The sequence below is a fragment of the Halomonas sp. NO4 genome, from assembly GCF_010994375.1.
Taxonomy (GTDB): domain Bacteria; phylum Pseudomonadota; class Gammaproteobacteria; order Pseudomonadales; family Halomonadaceae; genus Halomonas.
This window is the reverse complement of record NZ_WHMA01000007.1, coordinates 104155-129775: the sequence shown is the minus strand read 5'-3', so window position 1 is coordinate 129775 and position 25621 is coordinate 104155. Positions and strand designations below refer to the sequence as shown.

Sequence of the window (25621 nt, the reverse complement as noted above, 5' to 3'; positions counted from 1 at the left end):
CTATCCGGAGAGGCCCGCCGCGTGAGCGCTACGTCCGATACCGCCAGCCCCGAGCCGGCCGCGGCCCAGCAGGCCGAGGCGCTGGGGCGGCTGTTCGACGAGCCGATCACCCAGCTGCCGGAGGATCTATACATTCCCCCGGAGGCGCTCAGGGTGTTCCTCGAGGCCTTCGAGGGGCCGCTGGACCTGCTGCTCTATCTGATCCGGCGCCAGAACTTGGATATCCTGGCCATCGACGTCGCGGCCATCACGCACCAGTACATCGAGTACGTGGAGCTGATGAAGGCGCTGGAGATCGAGCTGGCCGGCGAGTACCTGCTGATGGCGGCGATGCTGGCTGAGATCAAGTCGCGCACCCTCTTGCCGCGCCCGCCCAAGGAGGGGGGCGACGACGAGGAGGAAGACCCGCGCGCCGAGCTGATCCGCCGCCTGCAGGAGTACGAGCAGTTGAAGAGCGCCGCCGAGGCGCTGGCCGAGCTGCCGCGCCTGGGCCGTGACTGGTTCCCGGCCCGCGCTGCCTTGCCGCCGCTGGAGGCGCGGGTGATCCACCCCGAGGTCGAGCTCGGTGAGCTGCTCGGTGCGCTGGCGGGGATTCTCAAGCGCGCCGAGCTCAACCAGGCGCACCAGGTCAGCCGCGAGGTGCTCTCCACCCGCGAGCGCATGCTGGCGGTCATGGAGCGGCTTTCCCATGAGCGCTTCACGCCCTTCGAAGCGCTGTTCACCCTGGAGGAGGGGCGCGCCGGGGTGATCGTCACCTTCATGGCGATCCTCGAGCTGGCCAAGGAGGCGATGATCGAGATCGTGCAGAACTCGCCGCTTTCGCCGATCCATGTGCGGGCGCGGGCGACCACAGAGGCGTCGGAAGACGCCTTCGACACTGAGGCGGCGGAAGAAACTGAGCGTGACGGCGAGAGCCCCTTTGCCGATGATGAGGAAGAGGCGTCGCCATGACGGCCATGGAGTTTCCCGAGGCGCTGGACGAGATCGTCGAGGCGGCCCTGCTCGCCGCTGGTGAGCCGCTCGGTCTCGAGCGGCTCGAGGCGCTCTTCGACGACCACGAGCGCCCACCGCGCCGTGCCCTGCGCGAGGCGCTGTCGCGGCTCTCCCTGCGCCACGAGCGCGGCGCCATGGAGCTGCTGGAGACCGCCTCGGGCTACCAGCTGCGCATCCGGCCGCGGCTCGCCGCCTGGGTGTCACGGCTGTGGGACGAGCGGCCCCAACGCTACTCCCGGGCGCTGCTCGAGACCCTGGCGCTGATCGCCTACCGCCAGCCGGTGACCCGCGGCGACATCGAGGAAGTGCGTGGCGTGACGGTGAGCAGCTCGATCATGCGCACCCTCGCCGAGCGCGGCTGGATTCGCGTGGTGGGTCACCGCGACGTGCCCGGCCGCCCGGCGGTCTATGCCACCACCCGCGCCTTTCTCGACGACTTCGGCTTGAAGACCCTCGACGAGTTGCCACCGATGCATGCGCTCAAGGACTTCGACGACTCGCCCGCTGCCTGGGAGGAGACGCCGCCCCCGCCGCAGAGCGAGCTGCTGGCCCAGGCCGACATAGCGCCGGAAGAGGCTGAGGCGGCTCCCCGGCGTGAGCGAGAGAACGACGAGACCCCGGAGGCGGCGGCCGACGCCGACGCCTCCCCCGCGACGGCCGGGACGGCCGACGCTGACCACGCCGGGAAGGCGTCCAACCGGCCCGGGCTGAGCTTCGCCGATCTCGAGGCTCGCCTGGCCGAACGTGCCCGCTCCAGCGTCGATGAGGACGGCGGAGCGGGGGCGGAATCCACCTCCGATGAGACAAGCAACGACTCATGAGCACCACCACGGAAAAACTGCAGAAGGTCCTGGCTCGCGCCGGACTGGGTTCGCGGCGCGAGATGGAAGCCGCCATCGCCGACGGCCGCGTCAAGGTCAACGGCAAGGTGGCGACCCTGGGCGACCGCATCGCCATGAACGACAAGGTGGCCGTCGACGAGCGACCGGTGACCCTGCGCGGCGCCGAAGAGACGCCGCGTCGCGTGATCATGTACAACAAGCCCGAGGGCGAGCTGTGCACGCGCAAGGACCCGGAGGGGCGGCGCACCGTCTTCGACCGCCTGCCGCGCCTCAAGGGCGAGCGCTGGATCGCCATCGGCCGGCTCGACATCAACACCAGCGGCCTGCTGCTCTTCACCACCGACGGCGAGCTGGCCAACCGCCTGATGCACCCCTCCACCCAGGTCGAGCGCGAGTACGCGGTGCGCGTCATGGGCGAAGTGGCCAAGGAGCAGGTGGTGGCCATGGTCGAGGGGGTGATGCTCGAGGATGGTCCGGCGCGCTTCACCGACGTCCAGGAGTTCGGCGGCGAGGGCATCAACACCTGGTTCCACGTGGTGATCATGGAGGGGCGCAACCGCGAGGTGCGCCGCCTGTGGGAATCCCAGGGGCTCACGGTGAGCCGCCTCAAGCGGGTGCGCTACGGCAACATCTTTCTCGACAAACGCGCCAAGGCCGGCGAGTGGGTGGAACTCACCCAAGAGGAGGTCGACGACCTGGCGGAGGCCGCCGGCCTGGCGCCGCGCAAGGTGCCGGAACTGACCCCCGACGAGAAGAACCGCTGGAGCCGCGACAAGCACAAGCGCAAGCCGGTGCAGACCATGCGCAAGCCGAAAGGGCGCCCGCGGCGCTGACGCCACTGCGACGAAAGGCAAAAAGCGCTTGCCATCACGGGGGTAGATCAGTAGTATCTGCACCCGTTCGGACGGGTCGTTAGCTCAGTTGGTAGAGCAGTTGGCTTTTAACCAATTGGTCGTAGGTTCGAATCCTACACGACCCACCATCCGGACCTGAGCCATGGCCGCTGCGCCATGGGTTACGGGTCGTTAGCTCAGTTGGTAGAGCAGTTGGCTTTTAACCAATTGGTCGTAGGTTCGAATCCTACACGACCCACCAGTCACGATGAAAAGCGCCGTTGCTTCCCGAGAAGCGACGGCGCTTTTTTCGTTGTACTTGGCGTCTCAGAGAGTCGCTAAGACAGGGAGCATCCCCACGAGGAGCCTTGATGCGAGGGATCAGCGATCTTGGAGCCGCACCCGGCCCAAGGTGTAGTCGCCCCCCTGATTGGCCAGCATGAAGCCCTGGAAGCGATCGGGGAGTCCAGCGTCTCTTGCCTGAAGAAGGTGCTGGTCATCCACGTGGACCTGCATCGTTCCGTTCGCGTCGCGGGTCCAGACGATGCGGTGGAACCAGCCGTCCTCGAGGTCCAGCCTGCTCTCGGAGCGGGCAACCACCTCGACGTTTCCGGAGGTCAGTCTGACCAGGCTGAGTCCCGGGCGTGATCCGGGAGAGTAGACCAGTCGATATCCGGTGCCATTGGGCCGGTTGCCCTTGAAGAGTCCCAGTTCCAGACTGCCTGGCCGCTGCTGGGAGGCGAGTTCAAGCTCCAGCCTGAAGGCATTGTCGACGGGAGCATTGACGAAGATGCGTGCCGGTTCCACCGGGGTGGACACCTGGCCCTGCCGGGTGTCACCCGTCTGATCGAGGATCAGCAGGCCAATCTCCTCCGGCCGCTCGGCGCTGAGCGTGCGTGCCTCGCGATCGGTCGTGCGTTGTGTCTCCACGATGCTGCGCAGGCCGCCTTCCTCGACCGTGAAGTTGCCGCTGAGCACCGTCCAGGGAGGATTGCCACGGAAATCGCCGTCGCCGAAGTCGTCCTGCAGGGCGACCCGAGATGCGGCAGTCGGTTCCGGCTCGGAGGGCGCCACGACTTCTTGTTCTTGTCTCCTCGTCTGGCGCAGGCGTGTCAGCAGGCCGGACGTTGCGTGGCCGTCCTGAGCCATGTCCATGTCGGCCTGATAGTCGCGTATCGCATTGCGGGTCCGGCGCCCCATGGTTCCATCCACCGGGCCGGCGTCATAGCCGAGTCGATTGAGCTCGCGCTGTATTTCGGCCACGCCTTGCCGATCCGACAAGGACTCGATGTGGGGCCGCGATGCAGGTTTCGCCCGGGAAGAGGATGCCGCTTTCGGCTGCCAGCCACGCGTTGCCTGCTGCGCCTCGGCGATCTGCCCGGACGTCATGAGATCGGCCAGAGAATCGCGAGCCTCGGCAGCGTTGCGATGACCGCGGGCCGCGGCCAGGTTGTACCACTTGTGGGCCTGCACGAAGTCCTGTGGCGTCCCGTTGCCAGTCTCGTACAGGCGTCCCAGCATGTACTGAGCATCGGCATCACCGGTAGTGGCAAGCCGATCAAACATCTGAAAGGCTTGGCGGTACTCCTGCCGCTCGTAGGTCCGCAGGGCGTCGGCGTAGGTGTCAACGGCACTGGCCTGTGCGATGTGACCGAGCAGGAGGAGCAGGAACACGAATCCTTTGGTGATGATCACGGGGCGTCTCCAGTGAACATGGGCGTCATTCTCAACCTGCCGTTCTGTATCGCACCGTGTTGCCTTGCCGATCGGCTACTTCGCGTGGCGTGGTTCGTTTCAACGAAGACCGAGGACGGAGAGAATCACCAGCACGATGACGATTGCGCCGACGATATAGACGATGTTGTTCATGAAGCTTTCCTCTGCGGCGCATGTTCTGTTTCAAGAATGCTGCGGGATGGTTCGTGTCGTGGTGGCGCCGAAATCCGTGCGACGCCTAGCGTAACTCCCTGTACAGGCGGTTCCCTTTTCCTTGCCAAGCTCATGTTGAATATATGTCATGGCTGTCCTACCGTCTGTGCGCTGTCGTACATAAAGATCATCGTCCCTGGAAGCTGGGTGACACCGTGCGTTGTCAGCGCTTTGCCATGACTCAGAAGTTGTAACCCAGCCCCACCGTATAGGCCCAGGCCCCGTCGTCCTGGAATGCATCGGAAGCATCACTAGTGCTGCTGAAAAAGAATTGGTATTCGGCACGGGCAAGGAAATAAGTGTTCGTCTGCACGTAGTACTTCATACCCGTTTCCACGCCGGCGAAGGCACTGTCCTTGACGCCGTCGCCGTAGATGCCGCCGAGGCTGCCGCCGATGAAAGGCCGCGCGCGATCTTTTAGGAATTGATAGTTGAAATATCCACGGGTCGAGCCGTTCCAGAAATCATCCTTGATATTTTCGCCTTCGATACTAGCGTAATTGATGCTTTGCCGGATGCCGGAAACCATGTCATCGCGCAAGTACCATCCCAGGTCGCCGGTCACGCCGAAGCTGCTGCTATCGAAATTCCGGTCGCTACTGCCGGTTCCGGAGAGGGAGAACTCCCGGCCGCCCTGTTGAGGGCCGAACTCGGAGGATTGTGCGGATGCTGTCATCGGTAGTGCGCCGAGAATACAGATGGCGATTGCCGCAGCGTTGATCGTGTTCATGAGAGGTTCCTTGCTTGCATTCATGCAGATTGCATTTGCGAACTGCGCCATTACCAACTAGGCGCAGACCGTGCTGCGGCGGTAGAGGCCAAGGCAGTCAGCCGGCGTATACGCCCGCTTCAGGATCGTTGTCCGACCGTTCGGCCGTCTGTGCGTAAGCGTACGCAAGACGATGAAAAGGGATTCAGGCGTGGATGCCGGAGCGATGGGAGAGTGGTATAGCGCACGGCTGGGCGGAAGAAGCACGCTTGCGTGCGATAACCAACAGACGCGACTCGACATAAGGGCCAAGATGTGGAGGTGATGGACCGAAGTCTTGCGCCAATGTGTGTCCGTCCCACGGCTCCATGAGTCGGCAGACAAGGCCGAAGGAGAGACAGGTGAACAAAGATACTATCGAAGGTAATTGGAAAGAATTAAAGGGTAGAGTGAAAGAGCATTGGGGCAAGCTGACCGATGATCGACTCGATGAAATCGCTGGAAGACAAGACCAGCTGGCAGGCGAAATTCAGCAGGCCTACGGTATTTCGAGAGAAGAGGCTGAAAAGCAGGTCAGAGAGTTTGAAAAGGCCTCCAAGCACTGATCTTCGCTAGTTTTCGGGGTTCGTCACCTATTGCATACTGCCGGCGACGCTATGTCGCCGGCATTTCATATCGGGTATGGATTGCCTCAAGCCTTGCCTGCCAAGAGCGATACCAGCACCAGCAGGACTACTCCCGTAACACTGCCAGGCATATAACCCCAGTCCATGCTGTGTGGCCATGCGGAAATGGCCTCCACCGTCGCTCGACGATCTCGGGCTCGGCAGTGGAGGTATGCCGTCGGCCCAAGGCGTGAGTCGTCGCCCTGGGACGGATACGGCTACTGATGCGTCATGACAGTGCCTCAGGGGCGGTCGCATTGATGTCATTGCTCATCAGGTCGTCGTCGCCTTCGGCAGCGCGCTTGGGGGGCTCGTCGAGTTTCTCGCCGGGAAGTGTCGCAAGTGGTGCTTCGGGCAAGCGTTGCGGTTTGAAGGGATAGCCATGCTGCTGTTCACTCGTCTCACGGTTGGGCAGGCGCGTGAATTGCTCGAATGCAGGTGAGGGAAGAGTGTCGTGCTGGAGGGAGGATGACATGGTGACCTCGCGTCACTGTCCGGCCTTCACGAGTTCGTGAAGCATCGGTAGCACGATCATGGTGGATCGGTAGGCCGGCGTCGGTGCGCTAGCGTACGTAGAGCGCCGCCAAGCCTCTATACTGGTGACAGCTTGCCGGGAGGACGCGAGTGCCATCCGTTTGGTGACCCACATAGTCCACAGTCCCTGGCGCTGAAGCCCACAAAGGAGAGCTAGGGATGTCGGCACCGCCGTATGACCCTCGGAACCAGCTGCTGGCGCTATTGCCGGAGAACGAACGAGCGCGGCTGCTACCCCACCTCGAGCGAGTGGCCTTGCCGTTGGGGAAGTCGCTGTGCGAATCCGGCGGCGTGATGCAGCACGTCTATTTCCCCCTGGATGCCATCGTGTCGCTGCTCTGCGTGATGGAGAACGGGGCCTCCACGGAAATTGCGGTGGTGGGCAATGAAGGGATCGTGGGCGTGTCATTGTTCATGGGCGGTGAGACGACGCCGAGCCGGGCCATCGTGCAGAGTGCCGGCGAGGCCTATCGCCTCAAGGGGCAGCGCCTCAAGGATGAATTCTATCGTGCCGGTGCGATGCAGCGGCTGCTGCTTCGCTATACCCAGGCGCTGCTGACGCAAATGGCGCAGACGGCGGTCTGCAACCGCCACCACACCGTCGACCAGCAGCTGTGTCGCTGGCTGCTGCTGAGCCTCGACCGCTTGCCGGGTGATCGGTTGATCATGACCCAGGAATTGATCGCGAACATGCTCGGGGTGCGCCGGGAAGGCGTGACCGAATCGGCAGGCAAGCTCCAACGGGCGGGGCTGATCGCCTATCATCGTGGACACATCACCGTGCTCGACCGGCCGGGTCTCGAAGCCAGGGTCTGCGAGTGCTATGCGGTGGTCAAAAGCGAGTACGACCGTCTGCTGGATGGTCGAACGAAGATGTGAGCCCGCATCCCATCCATCCTATGTACGCTAGCGTGCCGACGCGTGTTTTGCCGCATGCTAGTCTGCACCCATATCGCCTGATTGAAGTCTCTCAGGATCTCGGTCTGCAGTCGACATCGAAATCATTCAGTATGTATCCATGCCGCTTGCCAGGTACGTCGACGCCGGAGCAGCCATGCACCCCCGCCCCGCTTTTCCCGCCGCCAACCGGCTGCTTCATGCGCTGCCGGCGACTGAACATGCCGCCTTCATGGCCGCTTGCGAGCCTGCAAGCCTGGTGTTTGGGGAGATTCTGGTCGAGCCGGGCGCGCTCATCGAGCAGGTCTACTTTCCCCTCGACGGTTTCATTTCGCTGATCGTCAGCTTCGATGACGGCGAACGGCTGGAAGTGGCAATGGCGGGGCGCGAGGGCATGATGGGAGTATCGTTGCTCCTCGGCGTCGAGCAATCGCCGCTGTGTGCACTGGTACAAGGCGCCGGCATGGCGCTGCGCATGGATGCCGCTCGGTTTCGCAGTCTGCTGCCCAGTTGTCCCGTGCTGCAACAGCGGCTGCAACGCTACCTTTATGTGGTCATCGGTCAGCTTGCCCGAACGGCTGCCTGCACGCACTTTCACCAGGTCGAGGCCCGGCTGGCGCGCTGGCTACTGATGACCCAGGATCGCGCCGGTTCCGACAGGCTACAGCTGACCCACGAATTTCTGGCGGCGATGCTGGGTGTCCGGCGTGCTGGCATCACTCAGGCGGCAACGGCGCTGCAAGAGCGAGCGTTGATCAGCTATCGTCGCGGTAACATCATCGTGCTCGACCGGGCCGGCCTGATCGAAGCGTCCTGTGGCTGCTATCGTGCCGACCGTTCGCTATACTCGCAGGTGCTGGACGACCACTGCTGATGCATCTTCACGGGTTCGTGAAGCCCGGGGGAGCAATTACGGTGCATCGTGGTCTAGAATGAAGACGGTTGCTGCATTGAGCAGCAGCCAGCGGAGCCCAACCGCGAGAGACGCCACGGGCTCCTTGGCGCATCGCCCGCGCGGAGCGCGCGGTGGCGATGTTCCCGGTCCATGCAGGGGGAGCCCCTGCCGGTCACAGTGGTAGACACGATGACGATCATGACTTCCCGTGCCGATCTGCGTGAGCAGCTCGCACGTACCTACTGCCCCACCCGGATTCCCGCCGAGGACGAGGCGCGCGTTGCCGAGATCAAGCGCCTGCTCGAGGCTCACAACGCCGTCCTGGTGGCCCACTACTACACCGACGACGCCATCCAGCAGCTCGCCGAGGAGACCGGCGGTTGCGTAGCCGACTCCCTGGAGATGGCACGCTTCGGCGCCCGCCACGAGGCCGAGACCCTGGTGGTGGCCGGGGTGCGCTTCATGGGCGAGACGGCCAAGATCCTCTCGCCGGAGAAGCGCGTGCTGATGCCCACCCTGGAGGCCACCTGCTCACTGGACGTGGGCTGCCCGGCCGAGGAATTCAGCGCCTTCTGCGACGCCCATCCCGACCGTACCGTGGTGGTCTACGCCAACACCTCCGCGGCGGTGAAGGCGCGCGCCGACTGGGTGGTGACCTCCTCCATTGCCGTGGACGTGATCGAGCACCTCCAGGCACGCGGCGAGAAGATCCTCTGGGCCCCCGACAAGCACCTGGGCGGTTACATCCAGAAGCAGACCGGTGCCGACATGCTGCTGTGGGACGGCGCCTGCATCGTCCACGAGGAGTTCAAGGCACAGGGCGTCGAGGACCTCAAGGCGCTCTACCCGGAAGCCGCGGTGCTGGTGCACCCCGAGTCGCCGGCTCCGGTGGTGGAACTCGCTGACGTGGCGGGTTCCACCTCGCAGCTGATCAAGGCCGCCAAGTCGCTGCCCAACGACAAGCTGATCGTGGCCACCGACCGCGGCATCTTCTTCAAGATGCAGCAGGCGGTGCCGGACAAGACGCTGTTCGAGGCGCCCACCGCCGGCAACGGCGCCACCTGCAAGAGCTGCGCCCACTGCCCCTGGATGGCAATGAATGCCCTGGACAACCTGGCGGCGAGCCTTCGCGAGCAATCCGGGGAGGTCTTCGTGGATGCCGCGCTGCGCCAGGCGGCGCTCAAGCCCTTGGAGCGGATGCTGAACTTCCAGGCATAAGGTTCGAGGGGCGCGGCTCGAGGCGCTCTTCATCGCGCCTCGCCCCTTGTTCCTCGTTCCTGATCAGAACTTCTCCATCGTCTCCCTATAGTCGATGAAGTCTTCTCGGCGCGTTTCGATGCGGCTGGCGGCGGAGCGGTCACCGTCGCGTTCGGCAACGTCGCTGGCGACGTCGAGCTGGCGGACGGCGCGGTCTATCTCTCCGCTGAGCTGCAGCTGCTCGGCACGTGCCAGGTGACCCCAGGCTTCACGGCCGCTGCGGCCGGCGGCTTCGGCGAGCAGGGCGAAGGCCTGGGGGTGTTCCGGACGGCTTTCGGTGAGCTCGCGCAGCACGCGGTAGGCCTCGTCGGGGTCGCGCTGCAGCAGCGCCTCGCCGAGGATCAGGCGGGTCGGCACATGGCCCGGCATCAGGCGTAGCAGCCGCCGGCTGCGCTGGATGGCCTCGTCGTAACGGCCGGCCTGGAAGGCAGCCTCGGCGGCACTGGCTGGCAGTATCGCCAGGTCGGGAAGGGCGTCGGCCAGCCGGTCGAGTTCGCTCAGGGCCTGGTCGATGTTGCCGCCCTCGGCCGCGATCAGGGCATCCAGGTAGCGCCGGGCGGTGTCGGGGGCCTCGCCCTGGGCGAGCCGGGTGACGGCCTGCTGGGGGGTGCGCTCATGCAGCGCCAGCAGCGCCCGGGCACGTATCAGGTGGTAGGTCGGCGCTTCCCGCTCGGATTTTGCCGCTTCCAGCTGGCTGGCGCGGGAGGCGATGTCGCTGAGTCGTGACTCGGTGAGCGGGTGGGTGAGCAGGAACTCCGGCGGGTTGCCGCCCTGCAGGCTTACCTGGCGCTGCATGGCGCGGAACATGCGCACCATGGCCTGGGGGTCGAAGCCGGCCTGGGTCATGGCCTGCAGGCCGATGCGGTCGGCTTCCTGTTCGAAGCGTCGCGAGTAGGTGAGCTGGTCCTGCAGCAGTGCCGCCTGGGAGCCCATGGCCGCAGCAATGCCGGCATTGCCGGCGCCGCTGGCGGCAATCAGCATGCCGGCCAGCATCGCAGCCATGGCGGGGAGTTGGGTCTGCTCGGCGCGTTCCATGCCGCGGGCATAGTGGCGCTGCGAGAGGTGGCCGAGTTCGTGGGCCACCACCGAGGCGGCAGCGTCTTCCTCCTCGGCGAAGGCGAAGAGCCCGGCGTTGAGCCCGACCACCCCGCCGGGTACGGCAAAGGCGTTGAGGGTGCGGCTCTCCACCAGGGTAACCACCGTGCGCATATCGGTCAGGGCGCTGTGTGGGGTGAGTCTTGCCACCAGCGATTCCACGTATTCCTGGGCGAAAGGATCCTGCCAGAGGGGGGCCTGGGCACGGAACTGGCGCAGCCAGGCACGGCCCAGGCGATACTCCTCGTCGCTGGCGGCCTGGCTGGCACCGGCCAGGCTGGGCAGGCCATAGTCTTCCGTAGCCGCGACCTGGGCGGGCAGCAGGGCAAGCGCCGCGATCAGAGGGCCGGCGGCGAGGCCGGAGCGGAGGTTGCGCAGCATGGCCTTCCTCGTGGTGACGGGGTGGACGAGTCTCCTTCCGACATTGCTTCGACCTGCAAAGTGCCTTTAAATCGCAAGGAATTCGATGGCGCTGGCAAGCGGCATCGCCGTTCATTTTCCCGGGAGACACCATGGCTGTGCAACCAGACGACGTGCTCGATGCCCGTGGCCTTCCCTGCCCGCTGCCGCTACTCAAGGCCAAGCAGGCCCTGTCGCGCCTGGACGCAGGGCAACTGCTCGAGGTGATGGCCACCGATGCCGGCTCGTGGCGCGACTTCGAGACCTTCACCGCGCAGAGCGTGCATGAACTGGTGGCGCGCGAGACGCGCGGAGAAACCTACCACTACTGGCTGCGCAAGGGCGGGGAGCCGACGCCATGACGCTGCGTGCCGTCTTCAAGAGCTGGATTGACCACTACTTCTCCAACGAGGAAGCGGTGATCCTGCTGGTGCTGCTGGCACTGGGGGTCGCCGTGGTGGTGCTGCTTGGCCGCATGCTGGCGCCCTTTCTCACCGCCCTGGTGATCGCCTTTTTGCTGCAGGGCGTCGTGAGTTGGCTGGAGCGGCAGGGCGCCCCGCACCTGCTGGCGGTATTGATGGTGTTCCTGGCCTTCATCGGTGTGCTGCTGGCGATGGCCTTCATTCTGATGCCGCTGATCTGGAATCAGCTGGTGGGGCTGGTGCAGGAGACGCCACGCATGTTCGCCAGCGGCCAGCAACTGCTCGATGACCTGCAGGCGCGCTACCCCAACCTGATCACTCCCGACCAGATCCAGAACTGGATCGCCGCCGCCGGGCGCGAGATGACCCAGTTCGGCCAGCGTGCCCTGACGTTGTCGCTGGCCTCGCTGGGCAACGTCGTGGCGCTGATCGTCTACCTCGTGCTGGTGCCGATCCTGGTCTTCTTCATGCTCAAGGATCGCGATCGGCTGGTGGGCTTCACGCTGTCGCTGCTGCCCCAGCAGCGCGGCCTGATGACGCGCATCTGGCAGGAGATGGACGACCAGATCGCCAACTTCGTGCGTGGCAAGTTCATCGAGATCGTCATCGTCGGCACCGTGTCCTTTCTCACCTTCGCCTTCTTCGGGCTGCCCTATGCGGCGCTGCTCGCCGTGCTGGTGGGCCTCTCGGTGCTGGTGCCCTACATCGGTGCGGCCGTGGCCACACTGCCCGTGGCGGCGGTGGCCGGCTTCCACTTCGGCATGACCGACGAGTTCGTCTACGTGCTGATCGCCTACGGCATCATCCAGGCGCTCGACGGCAACGTTCTAGTGCCGATCCTATTTTCCGAGGCGGTCAACCTGCACCCGGTGTCGATCATCTTGGCGGTGCTCTTCTTCGGTGGTATCTGGGGCTTCTGGGGAATTTTCTTCGCCATTCCGCTGGCCACGCTGATCAAGGCGCTGGTCTACGCCTGGCCGCGGGGCATCCAGTCCCGCCAGGCCGAAGCGGCGCAGCGGGAGCTGGTCGAGGAGTGAGGGCGCGGCCGCGTTAGCGGCCCCCGTGCAGCGCCTCAGCGGCCTCCAGCACTTCCTGGGCATGGCCCTTGATCTTGACCCCGCGCCACTCGCGCGCCAGCTTGCCCTCGGCGTCGATCAGGAAGGTGCTGCGCTCGATGCCCAGGTGCTCCTTGCCGTAGAGCTTCTTGAGTTTGATAACGTCGAACAGCTGGCAGAGGGCTTCGTCCTTGTCGGAGATGAGGTCGAAGTTGAAGCCCTGCTTGGCCTTGAAGTTCTCCTGGGCGCGGATGCCGTCGCGGGAGACGCCGAGGATCACGGTGTTGGCGGCGTCGAAGTCCGCCTTGCGGTCGCGGAAGTCGCCCCCCTCGGTGGTGCAGCCCGGGGTGCTCGCCTTGGGGTAGAAGTAGACGACCACCTGCCGCCCGCGCAGGTCGGCAAGACTGACGGCGGCATCGCCGGTGGCGGTGGCGGTGAAGTCGGGAACGGGCTGGCCGATGGCAAGGGTCATAAAGGCTCCTGGTCTGTGCTGGCGGGGTCAGGGTCAGTGCTGATTACACGCAACTGCCGTGGCGCTGTCAAAAGCCGCGGCCGGCGCGCTGTACAGCCCTCGGCCGCCTGAGTAACATTGACCCTTTGGCAGCTGGCTACAGCGGCAGCCCCGGGACGCAAGCGCGGCTAGAGCAAGAGGTAGGACATGATCACAGGCAGCATCGTCGCCCTGGCGACACCCATGAAGGTCAATGGCGACATCGACTGGGAGGCCCTGCGTCGCCTGGTGAATTTCCATCTCGACAACGGCACCGATGCCATCGTCGCCGCCGGGACCACCGGCGAGCCCACCACCATGTCGTTCGCCGAGCATTTCGACGTCATCCGTGCGGTGGTGGAGGAGGTGGCCGGTCGCATCCCGGTCATCGCCGGCACCGGGGCCAACGCCACCTCCGAGGCGGTGGAACTGGCGCGCTATGCCAGCGAGGTGGGCGCCGACTACTGTCTCTCGGTGTGCCCCTACTATAACAAGCCCACCCAGGAGGGGCTCTACCAGCACTTCAAGGCAGTGGCCGAGGGCAGCCGCCTACCGGTGATCCTCTACAACGTGCCGGGTCGCACCTGCTCGGACCTCTACAACGAGACCGTGCTGCGCCTCGCCGAGGTCGACAACATCATCGGCCTCAAGGACGCCACCGGGAACCTGGAGCGCGCCGAGGACCTCATCGCGCGTCTCAAGGGCAGCGGCTTCATGCTCTACTCCGGCGACGACGGCACGGCCTGCGACTTCATGCTGATGGGCGGCCACGGTGACATCTCGGTGACCGCCAACGTGGCGCCCCGGGCCATGCACGACCTGTGCGCCGCCGCCGTGGCCGGCGACACCGAGCGCGCGCACCAGATCAATACGCGCCTGATGCCGCTGCACACCAACCTGGGAATCGAGGCGAACCCGATTCCCGTCAAGTGGGCCCTCAATCGCATGGGTCTGATCGAGCCGGGCATTCGCCTACCGCTGACCTGGCTCTCTGACAAGTACCACGCGACCGTGGACGAGGCCCTGCAGCTGGCCGGCGTGATCGACGACTGAGCGGTGCACGCCCGAACCCGGTGACCGCTGCCCCGACAACCCGATGCAAGGTGGATGCATGAATTCTGCGCTGAAATGGATGCCGCTGGTGGCGGTCGCTGCCCTGGCCACTGCCGGCTGTGCCCGTGAGGGCTTCTACGACGACCGCAATCTCGACTACGTGGAGGCCCAGCGCAGCGCCCCGCTCGTGCTGCCGGAAAGTCGCAACCCGCAGCGCTACCAGGATGCCATGCCGGTGCCCCGTGCCGCCGGCTCGCGTCCCAATCGTGGTGAGCCCGCCGAGACGCCGATGCCGTCGCGTCTCGCCGCCGGGCGTGCCGTGGAGCGCGACTTCGTCGAGCGCCGCGAGATCGCCGACGACCGCTGGCTGGTGGTGGGCGCCGACCCGGGCATGGTGTGGCCGCAGCTGCAGGATTTCGTCAACTCGCGCGGCCTGGCCGTGCAGCGCATGGACAACGAGCGCGGCGAGATCGTCACCGCCCAGGGGCGCCTGAGCGTGCGCCAGGGCCTGCGCGCCGGCGACAGCGAGGTGCGCTGCGAACAGGGCGGGCGCCCGGTGGCGAACTGCCTGGACGCCCTCGAGCAGCATTTCAGCGCGCGCAGCGCCACGGCCAGCGCCGCCTCGTTGAGTGGCCAGCGCCTGGCCAGCGAGGATCGCCTGCGCTTCACCCAGCGTGACAGCGGCGAGTGGGTGGTCGAGATTCCGCTTGAGGTCGACCGCGTCTGGGCCGAGCTCAGCCATCAGCTGGAAGCCGACTTCACCGTGGAGGGGCGTCGCCAGCTGCTCGAGCAGAATCCCGCGAGCCACGACTTCCTGATCGAGTACATGACCGCCTCGGAGCGCGAGCGCGGCTTCGTCTCCATCGTGCTCAGCCCCGACGTGCGCCAGATGCCGCAGACCATTCGCCTGGCTCTGGAGCCGGCCGGGGCCGAGCGCACGGTGCTGCGCGCCATCAACGAGAGCGAGCGGCGCTTCACCGAGGCGGATGCCCGTGAGCTGCTGGAGCGGGTGGCGGGCCTGCTGCGCTGATGGCGGGCGGGCGGCTCGCCGCGGCAGCGCCGCCGGGACGGCTGCGCTTCGCCTCCCTGGGCAGCGGCAGCAAGGGCAATGCCACCCTGGTCAGCGACGGCGAGACCTGGCTGCTGGTCGATTGCGGCTTCGGCCTGCGCGAGACGGAGCGGCGCCTGGCGCGGCTTGGTGTGCACCCTCGCCAGCTCGACGCCGTGCTGGTCACCCATGAACACGGTGACCACCTGCGCGGGGTGGGGCCGCTGGCGCGTCGCTACGGCGTGCCGGTCCATCTCACGCCGGGCACCTGGCTCGCCGGCCGCCTGGGGGAGGTGCCATGCCACCACTGGATCACGCCGCAGTCGCCCTTTGCCATCGGCGGTATTCGCGTCGCACCGGTCACCGTGCCCCACGATGCCCGCGAGCCGGTGCAGTTCCGTTTCACCGCCGGCGCGCGTTGCCTGGGCGTGCTCACCGACCTTGGCCATGCGAGCGATCACGTGGCGGAGGCCTTTGCCGGCTGCGATGCGCTGGTGCTGGAGTGCAACCACGACGTGCAGATGCTCGCTGAAGGACCCTACCCGCCGCGGCTCAAGCGCCGCGTGGGCGGCCGCTGGGGCCATCTGGCCAACGCTCAGGCGGCGGGCCTCTTGCCGCGGCTCGGGCTCGACCGTCTGCAGCGCATCGTCTGCTCGCACCTCTCCGAACACAACAACCGTCCCGAGCGGGTGCTGGAGACCCTGGTCCCGCTCCTCGACGGCGATGACTCGCGGCTGATCGTGGCCGCCCAGGCCGATGGCATGGCCTGGCAGTGCATCGACTGACCCCTTTTCTTCTCGTATCCGCGCCCGGAGGCACCCATGGAACAGCGTCAAGAACTCTATGCCGGCAAGGCGAAGTCGGTCTTTGCCACCGACGACCCCGACCACCTGATCCTGCACTTTCGCGACGACACCAGCGCCTTCGACGGCGAGCGCATGGAGTCGCTGGCGCGCAAGGGCAAGGTCAACAACTGCTTCAACGCCTACATCATGGAGCAGCTCGCCGCGGCGGGCATTCCCACCCATTTCGTGCAGCGTCTCTCCGATACCGAGAGCGTGGTCAAGAAGCTCGACATGATCCCGGTGGAGTGCGTGGTACGTAATCTCGCCGCCGGCGGGCTGGTCAAGCGCCTCGGCGTGGAGGAGGGCCAGGCGCTCAACCCGCCCACCTTCGAGCTGTTCCTCAAGAACGACGCCCTGCACGACCCCATGATCAACGAGTCGCTGGCCGAGACCTTCGGCTGGGCAACCCCCGCACAGCTCGCCGAGATGAAGGCGCTGACGTTCCGCGTCAACGACGTCCTGAAGCAGCTGTTCGCCGACGGCGGGCTGCTGCTGGTGGACTACAAGCTGGAATTCGGCCTCTTCCAGGGTGAGATCGTGCTGGGCGACGAGTTCTCGCCGGACGGCTGCCGGCTGTGGGACGCCAAGACTCGCGAGAAGCTCGACAAGGATCGCTTCCGCCAGGGGCTCGGCGGGGTGATCGAGGCCTATGAGGAAGTGGGACGGCGCATCGGCGTGCGTTTCGACTGACGGCTGCTGGACCGCTCACGAAGGGCCCTGCGGGGCCCTTCGGCGTATTCGGGAGGGAATCAGGCCGGCACGATCTCGACCACGCGCAGCAGGGGCATCCCCGTCTCGTCATCCGGGGCGTGAAAGCGCACGTCCACGTCGCGCAGCCTGACGCCGTAGATCCGTGCCTCGCTCCCATTGCGGTAGGCGGGGCGCGGGTCCTGGGCCAGCACCTGTTCGATCAGGGCGCGCAGCGAATCGCCATCGGAGCGGGCGGTCAGGGTCGCATTCGCGGCGGCCGAGAAGCCGACGGCCAGATGCTGAGGCGCCGCACTGGCATAGCCGCTGCGCGCGTCGGGGTGCGACTCCGTCCAGGGCAGGTAGGGCTTGATGTCGAGCACCGGCGTGCCGCTCACCAGGTCGGCGCCGCCCAGCAGCAGACGAACCCCGCGCCGGGTGTCGATCTCCAGCAGTTCCACCAGCGACAGCCCCAGGCGATTGGGGCGGTGGGTGCTGCGACTGGCGAAGACCCCCACCTTAGCGTTGCCGCCCAGGCGCGGCGGGCGCACCAGCGGCGTCCAGCGTGGCGGGCTCTGGTGAAAGACAAAGGTCAGCCAGAGGTGGCTGAAGGCGTCCAGGCCGCGCACGGCCAGCGGGTCGGCGTAGGGCGGGGCGAGCCTCAGCACCGCCCGCGCGGCCGGGGCCAGGCCCGGCTGGCGGGGAATGCCGAACTTGTCGGGAAAGTCGCTCTCGATGTGGCCGATGGCCTCCATCGCGAAGCGCTCTGGGTGTGTCTCCGTCATGGCGCCGATTATGCCCGGCCGGGCGGGTGCGAGCGAGCCCATTGGCGCCCGGGGCCGGGCTTGTGTACTCTCCTCGCAGGTTTCTTGGCGCAGGGCATGACATGACGCAACCGGTGAGTCCCGGCGCGGCGCGGGCGACGCCGCGCATCCTCTATCGGCTGGCGAAGGCTAAGGATGCCGCCGACCAGGCCGAGGTCTTCCACCATGCCGTGATGCAGGGCGCCGCCGCGCACTACAGCGTCATCCAGCGCGAGGCCTGGGCCAGCGTGCTGCCGCGCGAAGCCAGCGCCTGGATGGCGCGCCAGGCGCTCTACACCACGCTGGTCGCGACCTGCGACGGGCGCTGCGTGGGCTTTGCCGAGCTGGACATACCTGCCGGCCGCATCGTCACCCTCTATGTCTGGCCCTCGCTGGCCCGGCGCGGCATCGGCAGCACCCTGCTGGTGCATGCCGAGCGGCTGTTTCTGGAGCACGGCGTCAGCCGGGTGACCATCGAGGCCAGCCTGATGCTCGCCGACGCCCTGGTGCGCCGGGGCTGGCAGGACCACGGCGAGGAGTGGGTGGAGCGTGGCGGCGAACGGCTGTGCCGCCGGCGCCTGGAGAAGCGCCTGGTCGCCGTAGAGACCTAGGCGGTGCTGCCGTTTCTTCTCGTCGTTCAGCCCTGCTCGATGAAGCGCATCGACAGGTCGACGGCCCGGACGTCCTTGGTCAAGGCGCCGCTGGAGATGCAGTCCACGCCGGTCTCGGCGATGGCGCGCAGGGTCGACTCGTCGACGTTGCCGGAAGCCTCGAGGGTGGCGCGACCGGCCGTGCGCCGTACCGCCTCGCGCATGTCGTCGAGCGAGAAGTTGTCGAGCATCACCACATCGGCGCCGGCATCGAGGGCCTGATCCAGTTCGTCGAAGGTCTCCACTTCCACCTCCACCGGCGCGTCCCTGGCGATCTTGCGTGCTTCCTTCACGGCCGCGGCGATGCCGCCGCAGGCCGCGATGTGGTTCTCCTTGATCAGGAAGGCGTCGTACAGTCCGATGCGGTGGTTGTAGCCGCCGCCGCAGGTGACGGCGTACTTCTGGGCGAGGCGCAGGCCGGGCAGCGTCTTGCGGGTGTCGAGCAGGCGCACGCCGGTGCCCTCGAGCAGGTCGAGGTAGTGGCGGGTGCGCGTGGCGGTCGCCGACAGGGTCTGCAGCAGATTCAGCGCCGCGCGCTCGCCGGTCAGCAGGCTGCGTGCCGGCCCCTCGAGCTCGAGCAGGGTGGCACCCGCTTCGAGGCGGTCGCCGTCGGCGGCGGCCCAGCGCAGCACCACGCTGGCATCGAGGCGGCGGAAGAGTTCGTCGACCCAGGCCACGCCGCACAGCACCGACGGCTCGCGGGTGATGACCCGGGCCCGCGCCCACTGCGCATCGGGGATCAACTGGGCGGTGATGTCGCCGGGGCCGACGTCCTCGGCCAGCAAGTGGGCGGCGCTGGCGCGAATCTCCTCGGCAAGGGCGTCCTGATAGTGCATGGTGGCTCCGGTGCAGTGGGTGTAGCGACTGGGCCATCATTATAGAGGAAAGCCCGTGTACGGCGTCAGGGGAGTGAGATGGAGATCGACAACGACTGGCTCAAGGGAGTGCGGCGCGTGCCGTCGCCGAATCAGGACGCGCGCCCGACAGACGAGGTCTCGGCCGTGGTGCTGCACTCGATCAGTCTGCCCCCCGGGGTTTTCGGCGGCGATGCCGTGGAGCGGCTGTTCACCAACCACCTCGACCCTGAGGCGCACCCCTTCTTTGCCGCGATCGCCGACCTGCGCGTCTCAGCGCACCTTCTGATTCGCCGCGACGGCGAGTGCGTGCAGTTCGTGCCCTTCCATCGGCGGGCCTGGCATGCCGGGCGCTCGCGCTGGCAGGACGGCAACCGGCTTCGTTGCGCCCTCAACGACTTTACCCTGGGAATCGAGCTCGAGGGCGACGAGGTGTCGCCCTATCGCGACGCCCAGTACCGTGCCCTGGCTGCCGTGTTGAAGGGGCTGATGGCGGCCTATCCGGCCATCACGCCGGCGCGTATCACCAGTCATGCCCGGGTGGCGCCGCTGCGCAAGACGGACCCGGGCCCCGCCTTCGACTGGGCCTACCTTCGCGCCTGCCTGGCCAAGCGGGAGGGGCATCGTTAATCATACGGTAGTTTTATTACATCCCGTGCGGACCCCTGTCAGCGGTTGACCAATGGTTGCGTAAGAGCTTGTGTTGCAATGCAATGTAGCTTTGATGGAAAAAGATTCCATTATGTTTGAATTGGCAGGGCGTGCGCTTTACGGTATGTTCTGCGACATTGGTGGTATGTGCCGCTGTCCCGTTATGTAAAACCACTACAACATTGCCGCCTGGCGGCCCGGTTTCCCCTGATTGTCAGCAACGACAAGGCCCCGTCGCAAAGAAGCGGGGCATACTGACATCAAATTGTCACTCGGAGAGACGTCTATGAGTCTGGAGGCAAGAGAAGATCTCGATCCGGTCGAAACCACGGAATGGATGGAATCCCTGGAATCGGTTCTGGATCGTGAGGGCGAGGATCGTGCCCGGTACCTGCTGACCCGCCTGGCCGATCGGCTGCGCCGCGATGGCATGCAGGCCCCCTTCTCGGTGACGACCCCGCATCGCAACACCATTCCGGTGCATCGCGAAGCCCCGATGCCGGGTGATCTGTTCATGGAGCGGCGCATTCGCTCGCTGGTCCGCTACAACGCCATTGCCCAGGTGATCCGCAACAACCGCGCCAACCCGGGGCTGGGCGGTCACATTGCCAGCTTCATGTCCGCGGCGACCCTCTACGACGTGGGCTTCAACCACTTCTTCCGCGCCGCCAACGGCGACTTCGAGGGTGACCTGGTCTACATCCAGGGGCATGTGGCGCCGGGCGTCTATGCGCGCGCCTACCTGGAAGGGCGTCTCACCGAGGCGCAGATGGACAGCTATCGCCAGGAGGTGGACGGCAACGGGCTCTCCTCCTACCCCCACCCTTGGCTGATGCCGGAGTTCTGGCAGTTCCCCACGGTTTCCATGGGGCTGGGGCCGATCCAGGCCATCTACCAGGCCCATGTGATGAAGTACCTCGACTCGCGCGAGCTCAAGGAGATGCAGGATCGCAAGATCTGGTGCTTTTTGGGCGACGGCGAGTGCGACGAGCCGGAGTCGCTGGGCGCCATCCACCTGGCCAGCCGCGAGAAGCTCGACAACCTGATCTTCGTGATCAACTGTAACCTGCAGCGCCTCGACGGCCCCGTGCGCGGCAACTCGCGCATCATCGACGAGCTCGAGGGCGTCTTCCGCGGTGCGGGCTGGAACGTGCTCAAGGTGGTCTGGGGCCGCCTGTGGGACCCGCTGTTCGAGAAGGACACCAAGGGCATCCTGCAGAAGCGCATGGACGAGGCGGTCGACGGCGAGTACCAGAACTACAAGGCGCTCGGCGGCGCCTATACCCGCGAGCACTTCTTCGGCAAGTACCCGGAGACCGCCGAGCTGGTCAAGGACATGTCCGACGAGGACATCTGGAAGCTCAACCGCGGCGGCCACGACCCCTTCAAGGTCTATGCGGCCTACCACGAGGCGACCAACAACGCCAACGGCCGGCCCACCGTGATCCTGGCGCACACCGTCAAGGGCTACGGCATGGGCAGCGGCGAGGGCGAGGCGGCCATGGAGGCCCACCAGGTCAAGACCATGGAATACGAGGCGCTGCGCAAGTTCCGCGACCGCTTCGGCATTCCGCTCACCGACGAGCAGCTCAAGGAGGTGCCGTACTACAAGCCGGAGGACGACTCCCCCGAGCTCAAGTACATGCACCTGCAGCGCGAGCGCCTGGGCGGTTACCTGCCGAACCGGCGCAGCGACTTCGAGGCGCTGCCGATCCCCGATCTCGACGACAAGACCTTCGCCTCCCAGACCGGCGGTTCCAAGGGCCGCGAGGTGTCCACCACCATGGCCTTCGTGCGCATCCTGACCGGCCTGGTCAAGGACAAGCAGATCGGCAAGCGGGTGGTGCCCATCGTGCCTGACGAGGCGCGCACCTTCGGCATGGAGGGGATGTTCCGCCAGCTCGGCATCTACACCTCCGGGGGGCAGAAGTACGAGCCCGTCGACAAGGGCCAGATCATGTTCTATCGCGAGGACAAGCAGGGCCAGATCCTCGAGGAGGGCATCTCGGAGGCGGGCGCCATGTCGGCGTGGATCGCCGCGGCCACCTCCTACAGCAACAACAACACCACGCTTCTGCCGTTCTACATCTACTATTCGATGTTCGGCTTCCAGCGCATCGGCGATCTGGCCTGGGCAGCCGGTGACATGCAGGCGCGGGGCTTTCTGGTCGGCGGCACCGCCGGTCGCACCACGCTCAACGGCGAGGGCCTGCAGCACCAGGACGGCCACAGCCACCTGCAAGCCTCGATGATTCCCAACTGCCGTAGCTACGATCCCACCTACGCCCACGAGGTGGCGGTGATCGTTCAGGACGGCCTGAAGCGCATGTTCGCCGACAAGGAGAACTGCTTCTACTACCTGACGGTGATGAACGAGAACTACGAGCACCCGGCGCTCGAGGAGATTCCCGCCGAGGACATCATCAAGGGCATGTATCGCCTCAGCGGCACCCAGGGCCAGAAGGGCCACGTCCAGCTGCTGGGCTGCGGCACCATCCTGCGCGAGGTGGAGCAGGCCGCCGAGCTGCTCAAGGCCGACTGGGACGTGGGCGCCGACATCTGGAGCGTGACCAGCTTCAACGAGCTGCGCCGCGAGGCGCTGGAGATCGACCGTCAGGCCTTCCTGCACCCCGAGGACGAGCGCGGCAAGCCGCACGTCACGGCCTCCCTGGAGGGCATGAAGGGTCCGGCCATCGCCTCCACCGACTACATGAAGCTGTTCGCCGACCAGGTCCGCGCCTGGGTGCCGACCGACTACCATGTACTGGGGACCGATGGCTTTGGCCGCTCGGATACCCGCGAGAAGCTGCGCCACTTCTTCGAGGTGGATCGCTACTACGTGACCGTGGCCGCGCTCAAGGCGCTGGCCGACCGTGGCGAGCTGGATCGCAAGGTCGTCTCCGAGGCGATCGCGAAGTACGGCATCGATCCCAACAAGCCCAATCCGCTGACCAGCTGATCCCGGTGGCCGGGCGGGGCGACCCGCCCGTTCCAGGCACGATTTGGAAGGAGCGCGACCTTGAGTAGCGAAATCATCAAAGTTCCCGACATCGGCGGCAGCGAAGATGTCGAAATCATCGAAGTGGCGGTGACGGAAGGTGACGTCATCGACGCCGAAGACACCCTGATCACCCTGGAGTCCGACAAGGCGAGCATGGACGTCCCCGCGCCCAAGGGCGGCAAGGTCGTCCGCGTGCTGGTGAAGGAGGGCGACACCGTCTCCGAGGGCGACGACATCCTCGAACTGGAGGCGGAAGGCGGCGGCGATGCCTCGGCGGACGACAAGGCCGAAGCGCCCGCACCGGCCGAACAGGCGCCGGCCGAGCCGGAGAAGCCCGCGGCTCGGTCCGGCGGTGGCGGCAAGCGCACCGTCGAGGTCAAGGTGCCCGACCTGGGCGGCTCGGAGGACGTCGAGATCATCGAGGTAGCGGTGTCCGAGGGCGACGAGGTCGCCGAGGAGGACACCCTGATCACCCTGGAGTCGGACAAGGCCAGCATGGACGTGCCGAGCCCTCATGCCGGCAAGCTGGTGTCCCTGGCCGTCAAGGAGGGCGACACCGTCTCCGAGGGCGATGTCATCGGCACCATGGAGATCGCCGACGCGAGTAGCGGGGAAGGCAGTGACGAGGCGCCGGCAGAGGCGCCCGCGGCCTCCAGCGAGCCCGCCGCCGAGCCCGAGCCACAGCAGGAGACCGCAGCGGCCGCGGGTGAGCCGCAGCGCCAGGAGATCCGCGTGCCCGACCTCTCCGGCTCGTCCGACGTGCCGATCATCGAGATCGCCGTCAGCGCCGGTGACGAGGTCGACGAGGAGGACCCGCTGATCACCCTGGAGTCCGACAAGGCCTCCATGGACGTGCCGAGTCCCTACAAGGGCAAACTGCTCGAGCTCACCGTCCAGGAGGGCGACACCGTCTCCGAGGGCGACCTGATCGGCTATATCGAGGTGGCCGGCGCTCCGGCGGCCGCCAAGCCCGCGCCGGCGAAGCAGCCCGAGCAGCCGGCCGAGGCGCCCAAGGCCGAGAAGGCCGCGCCCACCCCGGCCGGCCGCCCCAGCCCCGAGGCGCAGATGGCTGCCGAGAAGCCGCGCTCCGGCAAGCTGGTGCACGCCGGGCCGGCGGTGCGCATGCTGGCGCGCGAGCTGGGCGTCGACCTGGCCCTGGTCACGCCGTCCGGCCCCAAGGAGCGCGTGCTCAAGGAGGACGTCCACGCCTACGTCAAGCAGGTGATGGCGGGCAAGGCGCAGGCCCCTGCCCAGGCCGCCGCTCCCGCCGCAGGTGGCAGCGGCATTCCGCCGATCCCCGACCAGGACTTCAGCCAGTTCGGCGAGGTGGAAGAGAAGCCCATGGGGCGCCTGATGAAGATGGGCGCCACCAACCTGCACCGCAGCTGGGTCAACCTGCCCCACGTCACCCAGTTCGACGAGGCGGACATCACCGAACTGGAGGCCTTCCGCAAGTCCATGAAGGCGGAGGCCGAGGCCCAGGGCGCCAAGCTCACGCCGCTGCCCTTCCTGATCAAGGCGTGCGCTTTTGCGCTGAGGAAGTTCCCGCAGTTCAACGTCAGCCTCAAGGCCGACGGCGAGACGGTGGTGTGGAAGAAGTACGTCCACATCGGCGTGGCCGTGGACACCCCGGACGGCCTGATGGTGCCGGTGATCCGCGATGCCGACAAGAAGTCGCTGATCGAGCTGGCCAAGGAGAGCGTGGAGCTGGCCGGCAAGGCCCAGGCCAAGAAGCTCAAGCGCGAGGAAATGAGCGGCGGCTGCTTCACCATCTCGAGCCTGGGCTCCATCGGCGGCACCGCCTTCACGCCCATCGTCAACGCCCCGGAGGTCGCCATCCTCGGTATCTCCAAGGCGCAGATGAAGCCGGTGTGGGACGGGGCCGACTTCGCCCCGCGGTTGATGATGCCGCTGTGCCTCTCCTACGACCACCGGGCGGTCAACGGGGCCGATGCGGCGCGCTTCACGGCCTTCCTGGCTGCCGCGCTCAGCGACATTCGGCGGCTGTTGATGTAAGCGCCGCCCGAGCCGCGTGCGTCGACGGCGTCCCTGCCCGGGGCGCCGTCCGCATTTGTGGCCGTGGGGAATACCAAAGTGCAACTGGCCGGTTAATTGCCTGAAAACCGGTCATCTTTGGGCGGTTGGGCCGTGCCGGCCGTGACGCTTCTAGTTGTCTGGCCGACACGCCGCGGGTAAGGTTTCCTGCCAACGCTTTTCCATCAAGAATTTCAACCATAAGTTTCACCACTCATTCAAGGAGCACACCGATGCGTTTGATCCTGTTGGGCGCCCCGGGGGCCGGCAAGGGTACCCAGGCCCAGTTCATCTGCGAGCGGTTCAACATCCCGCAGATTTCCACCGGCGACATGCTGCGCGCCGCGGTCAAGGAGGGCAGCGAGCTCGGCCTCAAGGTCCAGGAGATCATGACCACCGGCGGGCTGGTTTCCGACGACATCATCATCGCCCTGGTCAAGGAGCGCATCAGCCAGCCCGACTGCGAGAACGGCTTCCTGTTCGACGGCTTTCCGCGCACCATTCCCCAGGCCGAGGCGATGAAGGAAGCGGGCGTGAAGATCGACCACGTGCTGGAGATCGCCGTGGACGACGAGGAGATCGTCAAGCGCCTGGCCGGCCGTCGTGTGCACCCCGGCTCCGGCCGCGTCTATCACGTCGAGTACAATCCGCCCAAGGAGCCCGGCAAGGACGACGTCACCGGTGAGGCGCTGATCCAGCGCGACGACGACCGCGAGTCCACGGTGCGCAACCGCCTCTCGGTCTACCATGAGCAGACCGCGCCGCTGGTCGACTACTACCAGCAGTGGGCCAAGGAAGACCCCGAGGCGGCGCCGGTCTATCACCGGGTGAAAGGCGTGGGCAGCGTCGACGAGATTACCGCACAGGTGCTCAAGGCCCTGGAAGGCTGAGGCCCGCTCCCACTCGGCGCATGAAGGCCCGCGCAAGCGGGCCTTCGTCGTTGTGGGCCGGGTTGCGTATAATGCGCCCCTACACTGACC

Annotated in this window: 26 protein-coding genes and 2 tRNA genes; 20 read left to right on the top strand and 8 right to left on the bottom strand. The window is 66.3% G+C overall.

Annotated features, from left to right (window positions below; translation table 11 throughout):
* The first annotated feature begins 81 nt into the window (after window positions 1–81).
* The 5 genes from FEF15_RS07960 (at window position 82) to FEF15_RS07940 (ending at window position 2930) form a co-directional block, all read left to right on the top strand.
* Window positions 82–951: a ScpA family protein gene (locus FEF15_RS07960; protein ID WP_240454110.1), complete on the top strand. Its 870-nt coding sequence runs from the start codon at window positions 82–84 to the stop codon at window positions 949–951.
* Window positions 948–1814, top strand: a complete 867-nt coding sequence (gene scpB, locus FEF15_RS07955) for an SMC-Scp complex subunit ScpB (protein ID WP_163558615.1) — start codon at window positions 948–950, stop codon at window positions 1812–1814. The genes FEF15_RS07960 and scpB overlap by 4 nt, the downstream gene beginning before the upstream one ends.
* The gene (gene rluB, locus FEF15_RS07950) at window positions 1811–2668 is read left to right on the top strand and encodes a 23S rRNA pseudouridine(2605) synthase RluB (protein WP_163558614.1); all 858 of its coding nucleotides are present in this window, start codon (window positions 1811–1813) and stop codon (window positions 2666–2668) included. The genes scpB and rluB overlap by 4 nt, the downstream gene beginning before the upstream one ends.
* Before the next feature lie 73 nt (window positions 2669–2741).
* Window positions 2742–2817 (top strand) — tRNA-Lys (locus FEF15_RS07945).
* A gap of 37 nt (window positions 2818–2854) precedes the next feature.
* Window positions 2855–2930 (top strand) — tRNA-Lys (locus FEF15_RS07940).
* 119 nt (window positions 2931–3049) lie between these two features.
* On the opposite strand, the gene FEF15_RS07935 is transcribed toward FEF15_RS07940, so the two are convergent.
* The gene (locus FEF15_RS07935) at window positions 3050–4363 is read right to left on the bottom strand and encodes an SEL1-like repeat protein (RefSeq protein ID WP_163558613.1); all 1314 of its coding nucleotides are present in this window, start codon (window positions 4361–4363) and stop codon (window positions 3050–3052) included.
* A 415-nt stretch (window positions 4364–4778) separates the two neighbouring features.
* The gene (locus FEF15_RS07930) at window positions 4779–5327 is read right to left on the bottom strand and encodes an outer membrane beta-barrel protein (RefSeq protein WP_163558612.1); all 549 of its coding nucleotides are present in this window, start codon (window positions 5325–5327) and stop codon (window positions 4779–4781) included.
* 380 nt (window positions 5328–5707) lie between these two features.
* Between FEF15_RS07930 and FEF15_RS07925 the strand changes: the two genes are divergently transcribed.
* Window positions 5708–5911 (top strand): CsbD family protein, encoded by a 204-nt coding sequence (locus tag FEF15_RS07925; protein WP_163558611.1) that lies wholly within the window; start codon window positions 5708–5710, stop codon window positions 5909–5911.
* A gap of 86 nt (window positions 5912–5997) precedes the next feature.
* On the opposite strand, the gene FEF15_RS19620 is transcribed toward FEF15_RS07925, so the two are convergent.
* Window positions 5998–6108: a DUF3309 family protein gene (locus FEF15_RS19620; RefSeq protein ID WP_276208204.1), complete on the bottom strand. Its 111-nt coding sequence runs from the start codon at window positions 6106–6108 to the stop codon at window positions 5998–6000.
* 92 nt (window positions 6109–6200) lie between these two features.
* Complete coding sequence (locus FEF15_RS07915; protein ID WP_163558610.1) at window positions 6201–6446, bottom strand: hypothetical protein; 246 nt, start codon at window positions 6444–6446, stop codon at window positions 6201–6203.
* Between the two features lie 218 nt (window positions 6447–6664).
* Here FEF15_RS07915 and FEF15_RS07910 point away from each other — a divergent pair, with 218 nt between their 5' ends.
* The 3 genes from FEF15_RS07910 to nadA all read left to right on the top strand — a co-directional run bounded on the left by FEF15_RS07910 (window position 6665) and on the right by nadA (window position 9515).
* Window positions 6665–7384: a Crp/Fnr family transcriptional regulator gene (locus FEF15_RS07910; RefSeq protein WP_163558609.1), complete on the top strand. Its 720-nt coding sequence runs from the start codon at window positions 6665–6667 to the stop codon at window positions 7382–7384.
* Window positions 7385–7559: 175 nt separating this feature from the next.
* Entirely contained in the window at window positions 7560–8276 is a 717-nt protein-coding gene (locus FEF15_RS07905; RefSeq protein WP_163558608.1) for a Crp/Fnr family transcriptional regulator, read from the top strand.
* Between the two features lie 210 nt (window positions 8277–8486).
* Window positions 8487–9515 carry a quinolinate synthase NadA gene (nadA, locus tag FEF15_RS07900; protein WP_163558607.1) on the top strand — a complete coding sequence of 343 codons (1029 nt, stop codon included), beginning with the start codon at window positions 8487–8489 and terminating at the stop codon, window positions 9513–9515.
* A gap of 63 nt (window positions 9516–9578) precedes the next feature.
* Here the strand turns inward: nadA and FEF15_RS07895 are convergent, their stop codons facing one another.
* Window positions 9579–11030 (bottom strand): M48 family metalloprotease, encoded by a 1452-nt coding sequence (locus FEF15_RS07895; RefSeq protein ID WP_163558606.1) that lies wholly within the window; start codon window positions 11028–11030, stop codon window positions 9579–9581.
* A gap of 131 nt (window positions 11031–11161) precedes the next feature.
* On the opposite strand from FEF15_RS07895, the gene FEF15_RS07890 reads away from it, so the two are divergent.
* Together FEF15_RS07890 and FEF15_RS07885 are read left to right on the top strand one after the other, a co-directional pair.
* Entirely contained in the window at window positions 11162–11410 is a 249-nt protein-coding gene (locus FEF15_RS07890; protein WP_163558605.1) for a sulfurtransferase TusA family protein, read from the top strand.
* Window positions 11407–12507 (top strand): AI-2E family transporter, encoded by a 1101-nt coding sequence (locus FEF15_RS07885; RefSeq protein WP_163558604.1) that lies wholly within the window; start codon window positions 11407–11409, stop codon window positions 12505–12507. The genes FEF15_RS07890 and FEF15_RS07885 overlap by 4 nt, the downstream gene beginning before the upstream one ends.
* Window positions 12508–12520: 13 nt before the next feature.
* On the opposite strand, the gene FEF15_RS07880 is transcribed toward FEF15_RS07885, so the two are convergent.
* Window positions 12521–12997 carry a peroxiredoxin gene (locus FEF15_RS07880; RefSeq protein ID WP_163558603.1) on the bottom strand — a complete coding sequence of 159 codons (477 nt, stop codon included), beginning with the start codon at window positions 12995–12997 and terminating at the stop codon, window positions 12521–12523.
* 186 nt (window positions 12998–13183) lie between these two features.
* Here FEF15_RS07880 and dapA point away from each other — a divergent pair, with 186 nt between their 5' ends.
* Genes dapA through purC form a run of 4 tightly spaced genes read left to right on the top strand, consistent with a single transcriptional unit; the run spans window position 13184 to window position 16651 of the window.
* On the top strand, window positions 13184–14068 hold the full coding sequence (dapA, locus tag FEF15_RS07875) for a 4-hydroxy-tetrahydrodipicolinate synthase (RefSeq protein WP_163558602.1): 885 nt from the start codon (window positions 13184–13186) through the stop codon (window positions 14066–14068).
* A 58-nt stretch (window positions 14069–14126) separates the two neighbouring features.
* Window positions 14127–15098: a lipoprotein, NlpB gene (locus FEF15_RS07870; RefSeq protein WP_240454108.1), complete on the top strand. Its 972-nt coding sequence runs from the start codon at window positions 14127–14129 to the stop codon at window positions 15096–15098.
* Window positions 15098–15901 carry an MBL fold metallo-hydrolase gene (locus FEF15_RS07865; RefSeq protein WP_163558601.1) on the top strand — a complete coding sequence of 268 codons (804 nt, stop codon included), beginning with the start codon at window positions 15098–15100 and terminating at the stop codon, window positions 15899–15901. The genes FEF15_RS07870 and FEF15_RS07865 overlap by 1 nt, the downstream gene beginning before the upstream one ends.
* A gap of 36 nt (window positions 15902–15937) precedes the next feature.
* Window positions 15938–16651, top strand: coding sequence for a phosphoribosylaminoimidazolesuccinocarboxamide synthase (gene purC, locus FEF15_RS07860; RefSeq protein ID WP_163558600.1), 714 nt, complete (start codon window positions 15938–15940; stop codon window positions 16649–16651).
* 59 nt (window positions 16652–16710) lie between these two features.
* On the opposite strand, the gene tsaA is transcribed toward purC, so the two are convergent.
* Complete coding sequence (gene tsaA, locus FEF15_RS07855; protein WP_240454107.1) at window positions 16711–17433, bottom strand: tRNA (N6-threonylcarbamoyladenosine(37)-N6)-methyltransferase TrmO; 723 nt, start codon at window positions 17431–17433, stop codon at window positions 16711–16713.
* A gap of 101 nt (window positions 17434–17534) precedes the next feature.
* On the opposite strand from tsaA, the gene FEF15_RS07850 reads away from it, so the two are divergent.
* Window positions 17535–18062: a GNAT family N-acetyltransferase gene (locus tag FEF15_RS07850; RefSeq protein ID WP_163558599.1), complete on the top strand. Its 528-nt coding sequence runs from the start codon at window positions 17535–17537 to the stop codon at window positions 18060–18062.
* Window positions 18063–18088: 26 nt separating this feature from the next.
* On the opposite strand, the gene nadC is transcribed toward FEF15_RS07850, so the two are convergent.
* Complete coding sequence (gene nadC, locus FEF15_RS07845; RefSeq protein WP_163558598.1) at window positions 18089–18937, bottom strand: carboxylating nicotinate-nucleotide diphosphorylase; 849 nt, start codon at window positions 18935–18937, stop codon at window positions 18089–18091.
* A gap of 78 nt (window positions 18938–19015) precedes the next feature.
* Between nadC and ampD the strand changes: the two genes are divergently transcribed.
* The 4 genes from ampD to adk all read left to right on the top strand — a co-directional run bounded on the left by ampD (window position 19016) and on the right by adk (window position 25531).
* Window positions 19016–19585 carry a 1,6-anhydro-N-acetylmuramyl-L-alanine amidase AmpD gene (ampD, locus tag FEF15_RS07840; RefSeq protein ID WP_163558597.1) on the top strand — a complete coding sequence of 190 codons (570 nt, stop codon included), beginning with the start codon at window positions 19016–19018 and terminating at the stop codon, window positions 19583–19585.
* Window positions 19586–19892: 307 nt separating this feature from the next.
* On the top strand, window positions 19893–22565 hold the full coding sequence (gene aceE / locus FEF15_RS07835; protein ID WP_163558596.1) for a pyruvate dehydrogenase (acetyl-transferring), homodimeric type: 2673 nt from the start codon (window positions 19893–19895) through the stop codon (window positions 22563–22565).
* A 60-nt stretch (window positions 22566–22625) separates the two neighbouring features.
* Window positions 22626–24623 (top strand): pyruvate dehydrogenase complex dihydrolipoyllysine-residue acetyltransferase, encoded by a 1998-nt coding sequence (gene aceF / locus FEF15_RS07830; RefSeq protein ID WP_163558595.1) that lies wholly within the window; start codon window positions 22626–22628, stop codon window positions 24621–24623.
* A gap of 251 nt (window positions 24624–24874) precedes the next feature.
* The gene (gene adk / locus FEF15_RS07825; RefSeq protein ID WP_163558594.1) at window positions 24875–25531 is read left to right on the top strand and encodes an adenylate kinase; all 657 of its coding nucleotides are present in this window, start codon (window positions 24875–24877) and stop codon (window positions 25529–25531) included.
* Window positions 25532–25621: the final 90 nt, after the last annotated feature.